Source organism: Paraburkholderia azotifigens (assembly GCF_007995085.1).
GTDB lineage: Bacteria > Pseudomonadota > Gammaproteobacteria > Burkholderiales > Burkholderiaceae > Paraburkholderia > Paraburkholderia azotifigens.
Genome location: NZ_VOQS01000001.1, coordinates 1631952 through 1648643, shown reverse-complemented (window position 1 = coordinate 1648643; position 16692 = coordinate 1631952). Strand labels below are relative to the sequence as shown.

The 16692-nt window shown below is 64.1% G+C and carries 12 protein-coding genes; 3 read left to right on the top strand and 9 right to left on the bottom strand.

Translation table 11 applies throughout. The annotated features are described in order from the left end of the window. Positions 1-11: 11 nt before the first annotated feature. The gene (locus FRZ40_RS07290; protein ID WP_081767648.1) at positions 12-776 is read right to left on the bottom strand and encodes a class I SAM-dependent methyltransferase; all 765 of its coding nucleotides are present in this window, start codon (positions 774-776) and stop codon (positions 12-14) included. 121 nt (positions 777-897) lie between these two features. On the opposite strand from FRZ40_RS07290, the gene FRZ40_RS07285 reads away from it, so the two are divergent. After that, on the top strand, positions 898-2139 hold the full coding sequence (locus FRZ40_RS07285) for an NAD(P)/FAD-dependent oxidoreductase (protein WP_147233752.1): 1242 nt from the start codon (positions 898-900) through the stop codon (positions 2137-2139). Positions 2140-2933: 794 nt separating this feature from the next. On the opposite strand, the gene guaD is transcribed toward FRZ40_RS07285, so the two are convergent. The 5 genes from guaD to xdhA all read right to left on the bottom strand — a co-directional run bounded on the left by guaD (position 2934) and on the right by xdhA (position 10511). Continuing rightward, positions 2934-4271, bottom strand: coding sequence for a guanine deaminase (gene guaD / locus FRZ40_RS07280; RefSeq protein WP_147233751.1), 1338 nt, complete (start codon positions 4269-4271; stop codon positions 2934-2936). A 29-nt stretch (positions 4272-4300) separates the two neighbouring features. After that, on the bottom strand, positions 4301-5341 hold the full coding sequence (locus tag FRZ40_RS07275) for an adenosine deaminase (RefSeq protein WP_028369143.1): 1041 nt from the start codon (positions 5339-5341) through the stop codon (positions 4301-4303). Positions 5342-5420: 79 nt separating this feature from the next. Continuing rightward, a complete protein-coding gene (gene xdhC, locus FRZ40_RS07270) occupies positions 5421-6431 on the bottom strand; it encodes a xanthine dehydrogenase accessory protein XdhC (protein WP_028369142.1) in 1011 nt (336 codons plus the stop codon). A gap of 100 nt (positions 6432-6531) precedes the next feature. Continuing rightward, complete coding sequence (xdhB, locus tag FRZ40_RS07265; RefSeq protein WP_147233750.1) at positions 6532-8973, bottom strand: xanthine dehydrogenase molybdopterin binding subunit; 2442 nt, start codon at positions 8971-8973, stop codon at positions 6532-6534. Then, positions 8970-10511 carry a xanthine dehydrogenase small subunit gene (gene xdhA, locus FRZ40_RS07260; RefSeq protein ID WP_193566976.1) on the bottom strand — a complete coding sequence of 514 codons (1542 nt, stop codon included), beginning with the start codon at positions 10509-10511 and terminating at the stop codon, positions 8970-8972. The genes xdhB and xdhA overlap by 4 nt, the downstream gene beginning before the upstream one ends. 145 nt (positions 10512-10656) lie before the next feature. Here xdhA and FRZ40_RS07255 point away from each other — a divergent pair, with 145 nt between their 5' ends. Beyond that, entirely contained in the window at positions 10657-10869 is a 213-nt protein-coding gene (locus FRZ40_RS07255) for a hypothetical protein (protein WP_147233748.1), read from the top strand. Positions 10870-10974: 105 nt separating this feature from the next. On the opposite strand, the gene FRZ40_RS07250 is transcribed toward FRZ40_RS07255, so the two are convergent. The 3 genes from FRZ40_RS07250 to FRZ40_RS07240 form a co-directional block, all read right to left on the bottom strand. Next, a complete protein-coding gene (locus tag FRZ40_RS07250; RefSeq protein WP_147233004.1) occupies positions 10975-11928 on the bottom strand; it encodes an IS5 family transposase in 954 nt (317 codons plus the stop codon). A 686-nt stretch (positions 11929-12614) separates the two neighbouring features. Further along, positions 12615-13121: a disulfide bond formation protein B gene (locus FRZ40_RS07245; protein WP_028369139.1), complete on the bottom strand. Its 507-nt coding sequence runs from the start codon at positions 13119-13121 to the stop codon at positions 12615-12617. A gap of 107 nt (positions 13122-13228) precedes the next feature. Beyond that, complete coding sequence (locus tag FRZ40_RS07240) at positions 13229-14605, bottom strand: amidase (RefSeq protein ID WP_147233747.1); 1377 nt, start codon at positions 14603-14605, stop codon at positions 13229-13231. Positions 14606-14780: 175 nt separating this feature from the next. Here FRZ40_RS07240 and FRZ40_RS07235 point away from each other — a divergent pair, with 175 nt between their 5' ends. Beyond that, entirely contained in the window at positions 14781-16538 is a 1758-nt protein-coding gene (locus tag FRZ40_RS07235; RefSeq protein ID WP_147233746.1) for a cation:proton antiporter, read from the top strand. Positions 16539-16692 lie beyond the last annotated feature (154 nt).

Below are 16692 nucleotides of genomic sequence, written 5' to 3'. Positions count from 1 at the left end.
GCCCGATGGAGTCAGTCCGTTTTGACGGCCGCGACATTGACCAGTGTTTCGCGGCGCTTGCCAGGCTTCGGCGCGTAGAGGCCGAGACGCTCGAGCAGGCCGAAGTCTTTCGCCCGGCTCCACCACAGGTACGGCAACGATACGTTGTGCGCACCGAACGTGAAGCCGCCGTGACGGATCATGTCGAGATAGCCGTCTGCGCTCTTCTGCACCTGCATTGGGTGGCGGAACAGCAGGCGGATCACCCACGACTTGATGTACGCGTCCGTCGATTCGGCGAACAGCAGCACGCCGCCCGGCTTCAGCACGCGACGGAATTCGGCGAGCGCGCGTTCCTGCTCGACGAGATGATGGAACGTCTGATGGCAGAACACGATGTCGGCGCTGGCATCGGGCAGCGGCAGGTTGGCGCAGTCGCCATGCAGGACGTCGATATGCGTCGCACGGGTATCGGTCTGATCGCGGCACACGCTTGCGGCGTGCTTCGCCAGATCGAGCGATGGCTGATGAAAATCAATGCCGATGATGCGTTCTGGTTTGAATGTTTGCGCGAGCAGCCGGAATGAAATACCCTGGCCGCAACCGACATCGACGATCACGGGCGACGCGGGGAGCGGCGTGTCGATCAGGCGCTTGAGGTCGTTGATCGCGACGCGCAGGACGTGATGCTCCCACGTGCGGGTACGCAGGAACCAGACGCCGAACGAGGACTCCGGCACGAACGGCACATTGCCTGGCACGCCATGAGCGACGCTGGATGTTTCGGTGGACTGCACGTTATTCCCCGGTCGGTGATGGTGATTCGGTGGTCTTTGATTGGGATGGTTGTGCGACATTGTAATCGCTGGTAAGGATGCAAAGCGTTGCGCGCGCAAGACGTTATTTGAAGGAATATCAATGAATAGGGATTCGTCGATGAACGCTGCGGTGGATGTGGCCATCATCGGGGCGGGACCGTCCGGCGCGGTCGCTGCGGCGTTGCTGCGCAAGGCGGGACGGTCGGTGCTCGTGCTCGAGCGCCAGCACTTTCCGCGCTTTTCGATTGGCGAGAGCCTGTTGCCGCAAAGCATGGCTTACCTCGAAGAAGCGGGCATGTTGCAGGCGGTTGTCGAAGCGGGCTTTCAGTACAAGAACGGCGCGCATTTCGTGTATCGCGACCAGTCGTCCGCGTACGACTTCCGCGACAAGCATTCGGCCGGCTGGGGCACGACGTATCAGGTGGAGCGCGCGGTATTCGACGATCTGCTGATCCGTTGTGCGGCAGAGCAGGGCGCGGACGTGCGCTTTGGCCATACGGTGCTCGCGATGAAGACGGGCGATGAGCCCGTGCTCGACGTCGCCGATGAAGCGGGCAATGCGTATCAGGTGCACGCGCGATTCGTGCTCGATGCGAGCGGCTTCGGGCGCGTGCTGCCGCGCCTGCTGAATCTCGAAGCGCCGACGCGCATGCCGACGCGTGCTGCGATCTTCACGCACGTGCGCGATGGCATCCCTGTCGAAGCGCACGATCGCAACAAGATCACGGTGGCCGTGCATCCCGAGCATCGCGATGTGTGGTACTGGATGATTCCGCTCGCGAATGGGCGCTCATCGGTGGGGTGTGTAGCGGAAGCCGCGCTCCTCGACGTGCCCGAGGCAGAGCGCGAGGCGAAGTTGCGTGCACTGATCCAGAGCGAGCCGACGCTGAATCGCCTGATCGGCACTGCGCCGTTCTTGATGCCTGTGCGGCATATCGGTGGCTACTCGGCGAATGTCGAGCGGCTGCATGGGGCGGGTTTCGCGCTGCTCGGCAACGCGGGTGAGTTTCTCGATCCTGTGTTCTCATCGGGCGTGACGATTGCGTTGCGCTCTGCGCATCTTGCTGTGGCTACGTTGGAGCGTCAGTTGAAGGGTGAAGCCGTCGATTGGCAGTCGGCGTATGACGTTCCATTGCGCAAGGGTATCGATACGTTTCGCGCGTTTGTCGAGCGCTGGTATTCGGGTGAGTTGCAGGACATCATCTTTTATCGGCAGCAGACGCCGGTGATCCGGCGAATGATCAGCGCCGTGCTCGCGGGGTATGCGTGGGATGAGACGAATCCTTATGTTGCCGATGCTGGGCGGCGGTTGAATTCGTTGTATGAGGTGTGTAAGGGGTAGGTTTTTGTCTGCGACGCAGTCGCCATGATTTGGTTTTTTGGTTTTTTGCTTTTGCTGGCATCCGCGTTTTCGTATCGGTACTTCATACGTTGCCCCTGTGCGGGGCGGCACTTACTTTCTTTGCCGCCGCAAAGAAAGTAAGCAAAGAAAGCGGGCTAACCCCGCCAATGCTAGTCATTGCCTGCGGGCCCCCAACGGGTCCCGCACTCCGCACGGCATCGCACTGTCTCACGCCCGTTGCCCGCGTACTAACTCACGCCTCACCCGCTTCACAATCCCGCGTCACGGACCGCGCTACTGATAAATCCACAGCCGCCCAGGTGGCAAACTGTGTGTAGGCAGTCGCGCCGTAAGTGCACCACTCCGGACTGAAAAGCGGGATCGGTGTCGTAGAAGCGCCAACGCGTAAGGTGCGACAAGCTACACACCGTTTGCCACCTGGGCGGCGCAGACGGTTCGCTGCCGCGGGCTGCGCTACGGGTGACTGGAGTGGGTGATGAGCCTGTTCAATGCGCTGGCAACATGCGTGGAAAAGTGAGTTGCCGTGTGGAGTGCGGGACCCGTGGGGGGCCCGCAGGCAGGAAGAAGGATTAGCGGTGTGAGCGGCTTTCTTTTGCCTACTTTTCTTTGCCGCTGCAAAGAAAAGTAGGTGCCGCCCCGCACAGGGGCGACGCATGAAGCACCGCTACGAAAACGCGGATGCCAGCGCAGCAAAAACCAAAAAGCAAAAACCAAAAAGCAAAAACCAAAAAGCAAAAAGCAAAAAGCAAAAAGCAAAAAGCAAAAAGCAAAGCTCAGGCCGCGATCCGCGCCTTCCCAACTCCATGTCGGCGCACATCATCGCGCCGATGCACCCGCTTCCCGGCAGCATAAGTCTCATACACAGCACGATCATCGCCGAGCAGCGCAAACACAAACAACAGCTCCTCGAGCGATTCAGTACGTGCAGTACGCCGCGCCAGCAACGGCGTCGCCTGCGGATCGAGAACGATAAAGTCTGCCTCAGCATGAGGCTTCAACGTCCCGACCTTATCGCCAAGATCGAGCGCTTCGGCAGCGCCCGCCGTCGCAAGCCAGAACATCCGCGTCGCGGTCAGATGATGCCCGCCCAGACGCGCCACCTTATGCGCTTCGTTCATCGTTTGCAGCATCGAGAACGACGTGCCGCCGCCGACGTCGGTGGCAAGCGCGACAGGCATGCCCGATTCCGCCGCCTTGTCGAAATCGAACAGGCCGCTGCCAAGGAACAGGTTCGATGTCGGGCAGTGCGCGGCGACGGCGCGCGTCTGCGCCATCCGGCGACGGTCCTCGGCATCGAGGTGGATGCAGTGCCCATACACGGCGCGCGGCCGCAGCAGTCCATAGTGATCGTAGATGTCGAGATAGCTGCGATGGCCGGGAAAGAGGCTCGCCACCCACTTCACTTCGTCGTGATTCTCCGCGACGTGGCTCTGGATGAACACATCGGGATGCAGCTTCGCGAGCGCGCCCGTCGCTTCAAGCTGCGCTTGCGTCGACGTCGGCGCGAAACGCGGCGTGAGCGCGTACATCTGACGCCCCTTGTTGTGCCAGCGCGCAATCAGCTCGGCGCTGTCGTCGTAGCCCGACTGCGCGGTGTCGCGCAGAAACTCGGGGCAGTTGCGATCCATCAGCACCTTGCCGCCGATCATCCGCACGTTGCGCCGCTGCGCTTCCGTGAAGAGCGCATCGGCCGATTGCTTGTGCACCGTGCAGTAGACGAGCGCCGTCGTCGTGCCGCTCGCGAGCAACTCGTCGATGAAAAAGCGCGCCGTGTCCTCTGCAACGGCGGCTTCGCTGAAAGCGCGCTCGGTCGGGAACGTGTACGTCTCGAGCCACGGCAGAAGACCGGGCGCGGGCGACGCGATCATGTCCGTCTGCGGGAAATGAATATGCGTGTCGATGAAACCGGGGACGATCAGCTTGTCGCGCATCTCGACCACCTGCGTTCCCGGTGCGAGCTGCGCCGCGACGGACGCATACGCGCCCGCCGCGACGACATGTCCGTCTTCGACGATCAGAAGGCCGTCTTCGTTGAAGACTGCGGCATTGGACGATTGCGCAGGATCGCCGTTGAACGTCAGCAGTTGCGCGCGAAAAGCTGTTTGAGTCATGAGTGAAACCGTCTCCGAACTTGTGAGGGTCAAGCAGATGCGCGCCAGTGCGCATCGAGTTTCGCGATCATCGCGTCGCGCTCCGCAGGCGTCACGAACGACGCTTCGAAGCTGTTGCGGATGATCGTGTACACCTCGGCGTCGTCGAGCTTGAGGGCGTCGATCGTCGCGAGGTAGTTTTCGTTGACGTAGCCGCCGAAGTAGGCCGGGTCGTCGGAATTCACGGTGACGGCGACGCCTTCGTCGAGCAGCGCCTTCAGCGTGTGTTTGGTCAGGTCGTCGAACACGCACAGCTTGAGGTTCGACAACGGGCAGACGGTGAGCGCCACGCGCGAGTCGGCCAGACGCGCGACGAGCGCCGGGTCTTCGATGCTGCGCACGCCGTGATCGACGCGATCCACTTTCAGCAGATCGAGCGCTTCATAGATGTACGACGGCGGGCCTTCCTCGCCTGCGTGTGCAACGAGCTTCAGCCCTTTGTCGCGCGCCTTGGCGAACACGCGCTCGAACTTCGACGGCGGATGGCCGCGCTCCGACGAATCGAGGCCGACACCGATCAGACGGTGTTTGTACTGATCGAACAGCGGCAGCGCGGCGTCGAAGGTAGCGAGCGCATCCTCTTCGGACAGATGGCGCAGGAAGCACAGAATCAGCTTGCTCGTGAGGCCGCGCGTTTCCGCTTCGGCCAGCGCGCGTTCGATGCCCGCGACCACCGTCGCAATCGACACGCCGCGCTCCGTATGCGTCTGCGGATCGAAGAAGATTTCCGTGTGCACGACGTTGTCGGCGAGCGCGCGTTCGACGTACGCCATCGTCATGTCGTAGAAGTCCTCTTCCTTCAGCAGCACGCTCGCGCCCGCATAGTAGATGTCGAGGAACGACTGCAGATCGGTGAACGCGTACGCGGCACGCAGCGCATCGATCGAGTCATACGCGAGCTTCACGCCGTTGCGTTCGGCGAGCTTGAAGATCAGCTCGGGCTCCAGCGAGCCTTCGATATGAATGTGCAGCTCGGCCTTCGGTGCGCCGCTGGTCTTGTGAGCTAGAGGGGACAGTGTGGTTGTCGTCATGGTCGGTCAATGATTCGGGTTATCGATGGATTTATTCGACGTCCGATGGCGGGTCGGACGTCCCCCAATGCTTTACTGTTCACGCCGTCTGCGCAGCATGCGCCGCGTTGGCCTCGACGGCCTGCAGCAGTTGCGCGGCCGCCGAAATCGCAATGATCTCCGGCGACTTGTCGACGATGCCGTCCACGCCGAGCGGACATTTCATCCGCGCGATCGCGACGGGATCGAAACCGCGCGCGGCGAGCCGGTGCTCGAACTGCTTGCGCTTCGTGTGCGAGCCGATCATGCCGAAAAACGCGAAGTCGCCGCGCCGCAAGATGCGCTCGGCGAGATCGAGGTCGCGCGCGTGGTTGTGCGTCATCACGATGAAATACGTGCGCGGCGCGGCCTTGTCGACGGCTTCGTCGGGCGCGTCGTTCGCATCGATCGTCACGTTCGACGCGCCGAGCGTATCGGGCTCGGGAAACTGCGCATCGCGCTCGTCGACCCAGCGCACGTGGCAGGGCAGTGTCGCGAGTACGCGCACGAGCGCGGCGCCCACGTGTCCCGCGCCGAACAGCACGACGGGGAAATCGCGTGGCGCGATGGTTTCGGTGAGCAGCGCGCTGCTGTCGTCGAAACCCGCGCCGTCCCACAGCAGACAGTCGGCGCTTTCGACGCCCGGCTCCGGGTCGGACAGCATTACCGCATCGGGTGCGGGCCCGAATGATACGCTACGCACCACCGATCGACCCGCCGCGATGCGCTTGGCCAGCGACGTGACCCAGCCGAGATCGGCGATATCGAGCCGCTCGAACGCGAGCACCACCGCACCGCCGCAGCACTGGCCGAGACTCGGTCCTAGCGCGAACCGTTCGAGCCGCCGCATGTTCGGCGCGCGCATGCCGTCGCGCAGCACCTGGCGCGCGCTTTCGATCGCTTTCCATTCGAGATGCCCGCCGCCGATCGTGTGACGCGCCGAGTCGCGCGTGACGATCATCTTCGTGCCGGCGTCGCGCGGCGCCGAGCCTTCGGCGCGGGCGACCGTCACGAGCACGACGGCGTCGCCGTGCGCGAGCAGGTGTTGCAGATCGGTGAGCCAGGCATGCATCCGGCGGTTCTCCGTGCTGGGCCGCGCGGGCTGGCCGCGCAGCCGGTTGATCTTGCGTGCGGCGCGGTCGTGTCGCGCGGCACCTTTTACGTGTGCAGCGTTATGCCGTCGTGTCCGCGCCTGCCGCTTCTGGTGAAGCTGGACTGGCGGCCGAATCGATCGTTGCAGCGGGCGTGCCCGCGTTGAGTGTCTGCATGGCGCCGATCGCGTCGAGAATCGCTTCGGGCGTCGCGGGCGCGCGCAGCGGCGGCGCGTGCGCGGCGCCCGGCGCGGTGGCCGCGACGGCATCGCGGATCGCGAGAAACACCGAGAACGGCAGCAGCAGCGGCGGCTCGCCGACGGCCTTCGAGCGGAACACGGTCGGCTCGACGTTGTCGTTGCCGTACAGCTTCACGTTGAACGCGTCGGGCGTGTCGCTGATGGCGGGAATCTTGTATGTCGACGGCGCGTGCGTCATCAGACGGCCGTCGCGATTCCACCAGAGCTCTTCCGTCGTCAGCCAGCCCATGCCCTGAATGAAGGCGCCTTCGACCTGGCCGAGATCGATGGCGGGATTGATCGACTGGCCGGCGTCGTGCAGCACGTCGGCGCGCACCAGTTTCCATTCGCCCGTGAGCGTATCGATCACGACTTCGGACACGGCCGCGCCGTACGCGAAGTAATAGAACGGATGCCCCGTCAGGGTCTTCGCGTCCCAATGCACTTTCGGCGTCGCATAGAAGCCGTCGGACCACAGCTGGATGCGCGCGAGATAAGCCGCGTTGACGAGTTGCGCGAAGGGCATCGCTGCGCCGTTCGCGCGCACTTCGCCGTGGACGAACGTCACGTCGCCGGCCATGCCGCCGAGCTCTTTCGCGGCAAGCGAGGCGAGACGCTCGCGGATGGTCTGGGCGGCGGCTTCGGCGGCTTTGCCGTTCAGGTCGCTGCCCGTCGAGGCGGCCGTCGCCGACGTATTCGCGACCTTCGACGTATCCGTCGCCGTCACGCGCACGCGTGCAAGCGGCAGGCCGAAGACACTCGCGACGACCTGCGCGACCTTCGTGTTCAAGCCCTGGCCCATTTCCGTGCCGCCATGATTCACGAGCGCCGAGCCGTCCTTGTACACATGCACGAGCGCGCCCGCCTGGTTCAGGAACGGCACGTTGAACGAGATGCCGAACTTGACGGGCGAATACGCGATGCCACGCTTGAGTACGGGGCTTGTCGCGTTGAACGCGGCAATCGCGTCGCGCCGCGCGAGATAGCCGCTCGATTCGATCAGCTCGTCCGTCAGCGGCGCGATCACGTTGTCCTCGACCGTTTGACCGTAGGGCGTGACGTTGCGCTCGCCGATGCCATAGAAGTTCACCCGGCGCACGTCGAGGGGATCGCGCTTCAGTTCGCGTGCGATGCCGTCCATCATCACTTCCATCACGAGCGCGCCCTGCGGTCCGCCGAAGCCGCGGAACGCGGTGTTCGACTGCGTGTTCGTCTTGCATGGCAGTGCAACGATCTCGACATCCGACAGGTAATACGCGTTGTCGAAGTGGCACACGGCGCGCGTCGCGACGGCGCCCGACAGGTCCGCCGAAAAGCCCGCGCGCAGCGCGATCTCGACGCGGGCGCCGAGAATACGGCCGTCGTCGTCGAAGCCCGCTTCGTACTCGTAGATCGCGTCGTGACGCTTGCCCGTGATCATGAAGTCGTCGTCGCGGTCGGCGCGCAGCTTGACGGGGCGGCGCAGCTTGTGCGCGGCCAGCGACGCGGCGCACGCAAAGAGCGCCGACTGCGATTCCTTGCCGCCGAAGCCGCCGCCCATCCGGCGGCATTCGCATAGCACGCTATGCGTCGGCCAGCCGAACATATGCGCGACGACGTGCTGCATTTCGCTCGGATGCTGGGTCGAGCTATAGACGAGCATGCCGTCCATTTCCTTCGGCACGGCGTACGCAACCTGGCCTTCAAGATAGAACTGCTCCTGGCCGCCGACTTCGAACGTGCCTGCGATTCGATGCGGCGCCTGCGCGATCTTCCCGGCGGGCGCGCCGCGCTTCAGATGCAGCGGCGGCAGCACGTACTGCTTTTTCGCTTTGGCTTCGGCGGCCGTCAGCACGGCTTCGAGCGGCTCGTACCGCACGACGTCGTCGCTTTTCGCGAGCGCCGCTGCGCGCCGCGCGAGTTCGTGACTCTGCGCGACGACGATGAAGACGGGCTGGCCGAGATACAGCACTTCGCCGTCGGCGAGTATCGGGTCGTCGTGAAGCACGGGACCGCAATTGTTTTCGCCAGGGATGTCGTCGGCTGTCAGCACGGCGACCACGCCGGGCGCCGCGCGCACGGCGTCGAGATCGAGCGACACGATGCGCGCGTGCGCATGCCGCGACAGGCCGAGCGCCGCGTGCAGCGTCTGCTGGAGTTCGGGGATGTCGTCGGTGTAGGTCGCTTCCCCGCTCACATGCAGCGCCGCCGATTCGTGCGGCAATGGCACGCCGATTGCGGTTTGCGTGTCGGCTTCGTCGCGCTTCGCTTGCTGATGAACGAACGCTTCGGTTTGCCTGTTCATGACGTCGGCTCCTGCGCGGCGTGCCGCGCGCCTGCATCGAACGCAAATGCGTTGACGTCGCGCAACGCGAGCGGATCGGCGTCGCGCGTTTCGAGATGGAAGCGCCACAGCAGATTGCACGCGACCTTCATCCGGTATGCGCTCGACGCGCGCATGTCGGTGAGCGGCTGGTAGTCGGCGGCGAGCGCTGTCATTGCGCGTTGCGCTGCGGTTGCGTCCCAGCACGCGCCCTTGAGCGCGGCTTCCGCCTGCTGCGCGCGCTTCGGCGTCGCGGCCATGCCGCCGAACGCGACGCGCGCGTCGGCGATCACGCCGTCCGCGACGCGCAGCGCAAACGCGGCGCATACAGCCGAGATGTCCTGGTCGTAGCGCTTCGAAACCTTGTACGTGCGGAAACGCAGATCGGGCGCGGGACGCGGCACGCGAATCGCCGCGACGAATTCGCCTGTTTCGAGCGCCGTCTTCTGGTAACCGAGGTAGAACGCATCGAGCGGCAGCGTGCGCGTCTTGCGCTCGCGTTGCAGCACGACGCGCGCATCGAGCGCGATCAGCGCCGGCATCGAATCGCCGATGGGCGAACCGTTCGCGACATTGCCGCCCAGCGTGCCCGCATTGCGGATTGGCAGGGACGCGAAGCGCGTCCATAGTTCGGCGAGTTCCGGATAGTCGGCGGTGAGGGCGGCGAACGCGTCTTCGAGCGAGGCAGCCGCGCCGATCGTCAGTGTCTGCGCGTCGCGTTCGATCGCCTTCAGTTCGGCGACGTTGCCGATGTACAGGATGTCACCGAGATCGCGGAACTGCTTGGTCACCCACAGGCCAACGTCGGTGCTGCCCGCGAGCAGGCGGGCGTGTGGATACTGCGCGCGCAGCGTGGCGAAGGCGTCGAGCGTGACGGGTGCGTAGAAAGCCGATGTGCCGAATGAGGTGCCGCGGGTGTCGGGCGCGATGTATTCAAAGGTGGCGCTGCGCCGGATCGACTGAAGCGCCTTGACGACGGCTGCGCGGTCGAGCGCGGCACGCGGGTACAACTGTTCGTCGAACATCTTCTGCGACGCTTCGACGATCGGCCGATAGCCCGTGCAGCGGCACAGATTGCCCGACAGCGCGGTGTTGATCTCGTCGCGTGTCGGCAGGCCCGCGCCCTTGGGTTGATTCTCGTAGAGCGCCCACATCGACATCACGAAGCCGGGCGTGCAGAAACCGCACTGCGAACCGTGGCAGTCGACCATCGCCTGTTGCACCGGGTGCAGCGCGCCGCTGGCCGGGCGCAGGTCTTCGACGGTGAAGAGGGCTTTGCCGTCGAGCGTCGGCAGGAACTGGATGCACGCGTTGACGGCCTTGAGCGTCAGATGTCCGCTGGAATCGGCTTCTCCGACGACCACGGTGCACGCACCGCAATCGCCTTCCGCGCAGCCTTCCTTGGTGCCCGTGCAGTGCAGGTCGTCGCGCAGGTGCTGGAGCACGGTGCGCGAGGCGGGCACGCCGCCGACCTCGCGGACGGTCCCCTGGTGGTAGAAGCGGATGGTTTGCGTTGTCACGGCGAATCCTGAAGACATTGCGGACCGGGCGCGCGTTACGCATGGGGTCGAGCCGTAGCCGGCCTCGCGCACGTAGATCGCCATCCAGGTTCGAACATAACACCACTTTGTCCCAAAAATATTTCTCTGGTCGAATGAGGGATATGTGGGGGAGGTCATGAGGCGCTTTTTGCTTTTTTGCTTTTTGCTTTTTTGCTTTTTGCTTTTTGCTTTTTCGGTTTCGGTTTCGGCTGGCATCCGCGTTTTCGTGTCGGTGCTGCAAGCGTTGCCCCTGTGCGGGGCGGCACTTACTTTCTTTGCCGCCGCAAAGAAAGTAAGGGAAGGTCTGAACAACCCGTTTTCTGCCTGGGATCTCTAACTGGCACGCGCGGAGTGGAATTCGCGTCCCCATTCACGCTGTGTTGAACCGATGCCGGTCGCATCTTGCGCATGGACGCTGCGCCTTTGGGGGCGTCTTCGCCCTTCATTTCGCTTTACCGAGCACCCCGCGAGCCAACCAGAGATTGATCAGCGCGAACTGCGTTTCGATCTGCGCCGTGTTCTTCGCCATGCCTCGATACCGCGCCTTCAGATAGCCGAACTGACATTTGAGCACCCGAAACGGGTGCTCAACCTTCGCCCGCACGCCCGCCTTGAGCCGCTCGACTTTCTCGTAGATTCTGTCGAGCCGCTTGCTTTTGTCCAGCTTTCTTCGCTTGCTCGGCCTCATCGCCACGTGCCACTGGACCGCCCCCGTTTCGCCTCGCTTCTCGATGCCCACGTAGCCCGCATCGGCAAACGCAACCTCCTCGTCGCCGTGCAACAGTTCATGCGCCACCGTGATGTCGTGAACATTTGCCGGCGTGCACTTGACGGTATGCACCAGCCCCGACTCCACATCGACTCCGATGTGCGCCTTCATACCGAAGTACCAGCTGCCGCCCTTTTGCGTCTGGCTCATCTCCGGGTCTCGCGTGCCAGCCTTCTTCGTCGAACTGGGTGCCGAAATCAGCGTTGCGTCGACCGCCGAGCCCGCCTTGAGCATCAGGCCCTTCGCCTGCAGGATCTCGTTGACCGTCGCCAGCATTCTGGCCGACAGCTCATGGGCCTCAAGCAGGTGCCGGAATCGCAGGATCGTGCTCTCGTCAGGCAGCCGCGTCATGCCCGTGCCCAGCAGCGCGAACTCCCGGTACAGCGGGATGTCGTGCAGCGCCTCCTCCATCGCCGGGTCCGAGAGGCTGAACCATTGTTGCATGAAGTGAATGCGAAGCATCGTCTGGATCGGAAAAGGCGGGCGGCCAGTCTTGCCTTTCGGATAGTGCGGTTCGATGAGCGCAATCAGCTTCTGCCACGGCACCACGCGCGTCATCTCATCGAGAAACTCGCGCTTGCGGGTGCGCTTCGTCGACAGATCCAGACCAAGACCAAGTTGTGTCATCACGCCACTCCATGAAGTCTCCTGATCCCAGGATAGTCCAAGCTCACGTCAATGCCAGGACTTTTGCAGAGATTCCTAAGCAAAGAAAGCGGGCTAACCCCGCCAGTTCTGGTAGTTGCCTGCGGGCCCCCCACGGGTCCCGCACTCCACACGGCATCGCAATGTCTGACGTCCGTTGCCAGCGTGCTAACTGCAGCGTCACCCGCTTCGCACGCCCGCGTCACGGACCGCGTTACCAGGAAGTCCCCGGCCGCCCAGGTGGCAAACTGTGTGTAGGCCGTCGCGACGTAAGTGCACCACTCCGGACTGAAAAGCGGGATCGGTGTCGTAGAAGCGCCAACGCGTAAGGTGCGACACCCTACACACCGTTTGCCACCTGGGCGGCGCGGACGGTTCGCTGCCGCGGGCTGCCCTACGGGTGACTGGAGTGGGTGATGCGCCTGTCAGAGGCGTTGGCAACGCACATGAAATAGCGTGTTGCCGTGTGGAGTGCGGGACCCGTAGGGGGCCCGCAGGCAGGAAGAAGGATTAGCGGTGTGAGCGGCTTTCTTTTGCCTACTTTTCTTTGCCGCTGCAAAGAAAAGTAGGTGCTGCCCCGCACAGGGGCGACGCCTGAAGCACGGACACGAAAACGCGGATGCCAGCAAAAAACCAGCAAAAAACCAGCAAAAACCTAGAAAAACCTGCTATCGCGCACCGCGATTACGCCAAAGCCCGAGCGCCAGCGCCACAAACGCCACTACAAACCCAACCAGCGACCACGCAGGCAAAGAGAGCCCAAGAATCGGCGGATAAGGCGTTTCGCACAAACCGGCAACCTTGAACAGGCTCGGCAGCCAGTGAGCGGGCGGCAGGCCGTCGACGATCGGCTGCAATGCATCGAAGCCGCAGCTGAAGTTCGGATGCGACTGCACATAGACGTGCCGCGCCGCCGTCACGAGGCCGCCGAGCGCCGACAGCAGCGCCAGCACTTCGAGCAGCCGCACACCCGTCCAGCCGCGCATCCGCGCACCGAGAAACGCGAAGATCGCGATCAGCAGGTAGAAATAGCGCTGGATGATGCACAGCGGGCACGGATCTTCGTGCTCGACGAACTGCAGATACAACGCGCCCCCCACGAGCGCGAGACAGACGAGACCGAGTAGAACGAGCAGACTGCGCTCGCGGCGCAATTTAACGTTGTCGATATTCATGATCCTGCAAGCGGTGGAAATTCGGTAAAAGGTGGGGCGATTCTAGCCGAAGCCCGCCGCGCATGCGGAAGCCCCGGAAACGATCCGCCGCGCGCGTCAGCGGAACATCAGCGGATCGTATTCAATACCGCTTCGACGGCCCGTCCTATTCCCAGCAACGCATCGTCCGCATGCGGCCCGGCAGCCAGCATCAGCCCGACGGGCGCGGCGCCGCGCGGATGGCATGGCAGCGAGATCGCGCACGCATCCAGGAAATTAAATGCGCTCGGATTGCGCAGCACGAGGCCGTTGGCGCGGCAGAAGGCGTCGTCGTCGTTCACCAGTTCCGCGACTCGTGGCGGCACGATAGGCGTGGTCGGCGCGACGATGGCATCGAAGCGCTGCCACATCGTGCGCGCCTCGGCGAGCACGGCGGCGCGCCCGGCGAGCAGATCGAGATAGTCGGCGGCTGTCGCCGGCTGGCCTTTCAGGATGCGTGTCAGCACGCGCGGATCGTAGGCGTCGCGGTGCGCGTCGAGCAGCGGCCGGTGCCAGGCGTAGGCTTCGATGGGGGAAAAGCCGAAGCGGTTGATCTCCGCGAGACGATCCAGCGGCGCAAAACGCACGTCGCTGACAATCGCGCCCGCCGCTTCCAGATGCTTGAGCGCGGCGTCGTACGCTTCGGCCACTTCCGGCTCGATGCCGTCCGTCACGTAATGGTTCAGCACGCCGAGCCGCACGCCTTCGAGCGGACGCGCAGCCGGGACGACGGGCTCCAGCCCGGCGAGAATCCGGTCGACGAGCGCGCAGCACGCAACCGTCGCGCCGATCGGGCCGAACGCGTCGAGTGTCGGCGACAGCGGCACGCCGCCCTGTTTCGGCACGCGGTCGGCCGTCGGTTTGAAGCCGGTGAGGCCGCACAGCGCAGCGGGAATGCGCAGCGAGCCGCCTGTGTCGCTGCCGAGCGCGACGGCCGCCATGCCGTCCGCCACCGACGCCGCCGCGCCCGACGACGAGCCGCCCGACACCCGTTCGTCGCCCTTCACGCCGCGCCGGTAGGGCGCCAGCGGATTGCCATAGTGCGGGTTGAGGCCGAGGCCTGAGAACGCGAATTCGCTCATGTTGGTGCGGCCGACGATCACGGCGCCCGCGCGCTTGAGCCGCGCGACGGCGGGCGCATCCGCCGCCGCGGGCGCGGCGTTAGACAGGACTGTCGAGCCCGCGCGCGTCACCTGGCCTTCGATATCGAACAGATCCTTCACCGAGACGGGAATGCCCGCGAGCGGCGACAGCACGGTGCCCGCCGCGCGCAGACGGTCGTGTGCGTCGGCCGTGGCGCGCGCATTGCCGGCGTCGACCTGCATGAAGACGGCCGCGCCCTGGCCGGCGGGATCGGCGATGCGCTCGAGCGCGGCTTCGACGAGCGCGCGGCTCGTCGTGCGGCCCGCGGCAAGGTCGGCGGCTAGCTGGGCGAGCGGCGGGAAGGGTATGGGTTCGGGTGACATGGCGGTAGTCATGGCGTGAATCGGCAGGACGGTGGTCGAGAACCGTATTGTGACGCTTCGGGCGCAAACGACGGAAATGCGCGGCGCGCACGTTCCTCCGCGTCACGCTAAATCGTTTTTAACCGATCGTGCGGTACCATCGCATTCTGGATTACTTTTTGTAAGGAACGGCATCATGCACCACGGCATCGGCTTTATTCAGGATCTGGCAGTCGTGATGGCGCTCGCCGGCGTCGTCACCGTGCTGTTCCATCGCCTGAGACAGCCGGTGGTGCTCGGGTATATCGCAGCAGGCGTGATCATCGGGCCGTACACGCCGCCGTTCCAGCTGATCCACGACGAACAGACCATCCAGACGCTCGGCGAACTCGGCGTCGTGTTCCTGATGTTTTCGCTCGGGCTCGAGTTCAGCTTGCGCAAGCTGTTCAAGGTCGGCGCGACGGCCGTCGTCGCGGCGTTGTCGGAGATCGTGCTGATGCTGTGGATCGGCTATGAGATCGGCAGTGCGTTCGGCTGGAGCCCGATGGATTCGCTGTTCCTCGGCGCGATCCTCGCCATTTCGTCGACGACGATCATCGTCAAGGCGCTCTCCGAGCTGGGCCTGAAGCGCGAAAGTTTCGCGCAGCTGGTGTTCGGCATTCTGATCGTCGAGGACATTCTCGCGATCGCGATGCTCGTGCTGCTGTCGGGCATCGCGCAGACGGGCGAGCTGTCGGCGGGCATCGCGTTCGTCACGCTCGGCAAGCTGCTGCTGTTCATGACGGTGTCGCTCGTGATCGGCATTCTGGTCGTGCCTCGCGCGCTCAACTATGTCGCGAAGTCGCAGAGCGACGAGATGCTGCTCGTCTCCGTGCTGGGTTTCTGCTTCGCGTTCTGCCTGCTGGTCGTCAAGCTCGATTACAGCATCGCGCTGGGCGCGTTCCTGATCGGCGCGATCATGGCCGAATCACGCCATCTGCACCGGATCGAACATCTGATCGCGCCGCTGCGCGACGCGTTTTCGGCGATCTTCTTCGTGACGATCGGCCTGATGCTGAACCCTGCCGTGCTGGTCGACTACGCATGGCCGATCGCTGTCATCACGATCGCGGTGATTCTCGGCAAGATCGTCTCGTGCGGACTCGGCACCTTCCTCGCGGGCAAGGACGGGCGCACGGCGATGCGCGTCGGCATGACGGTGTCGCAGATCGGCGAGTTCTCGTTCATCATCGCTTCGCTCGGCCTCACGCTGAAGGTGACGAGCGCGTTTCTCTATCCCATCGCCGTCGCCGTTTCCGCGCTGACGACGCTCTTTACGCCGTACCTGATCCGCGCCGCCGATCCCCTTACGCGCCGCCTCAGCCACGCGATGCCGCCCACGGTCGCCAACGTGTTCGGCATGTACGGGCAGTGGCTCGGAAGTTTGCGGCCCGCGTCCGGCGAGCCGACCATCTTCGGACTCACGCGCCGCATCATTTTGCAGATCGCGGTGAATCTGGCTATTGTCGCGGCGATCTTTCTCGGCGCGTCCTATGGAGCGCCGTATGGCAGCGGATTCATCGGGAAATGGCTGCCGTCCGAGCCGATGCAGCGCGTCGTCCTATGGAGCGGGGCGCTACTCGTGTCGATGCCGTTTCTCGTCGCCGTGTACCGGAAGACCAAGTCGCTGGCGCTGCTGCTCGCCGAAATCAGCGTGCAGCCCGCGAAGGCGGGGCGCTTCACGAGCGCCATTCGCTACGCCATTTCCGACCTCGTCCCCGTCGTCTCGATGCTGGGCGTGTTTCTGCTCGTCGCGGCGCTTTCCAGCACGATCCTGCCGCCGACGGGACTGCTCGTCGCCGTGCTGTTGTGCGCCGCGCTGCTGCTGACCGTGCTGTGGCGCTGGTGCGTGCGGATCCACGCGACGATGCAGATCGCGCTGCGCGAGACCTTCGAGGAACAGCCCGATCCATGACGCGACGCGCGATCACTCTGGCTGAGACGCATTTGCGCCAGGTTGCATGTTGTGTCTCGATGTGACGAAATGTGTGCTCGTTTGCCGCGGCGGGGCCCGAGGCGGATAATGAGATATGTCTATTCGTTCACGCGCGAAGACGCGTCTGTCATAC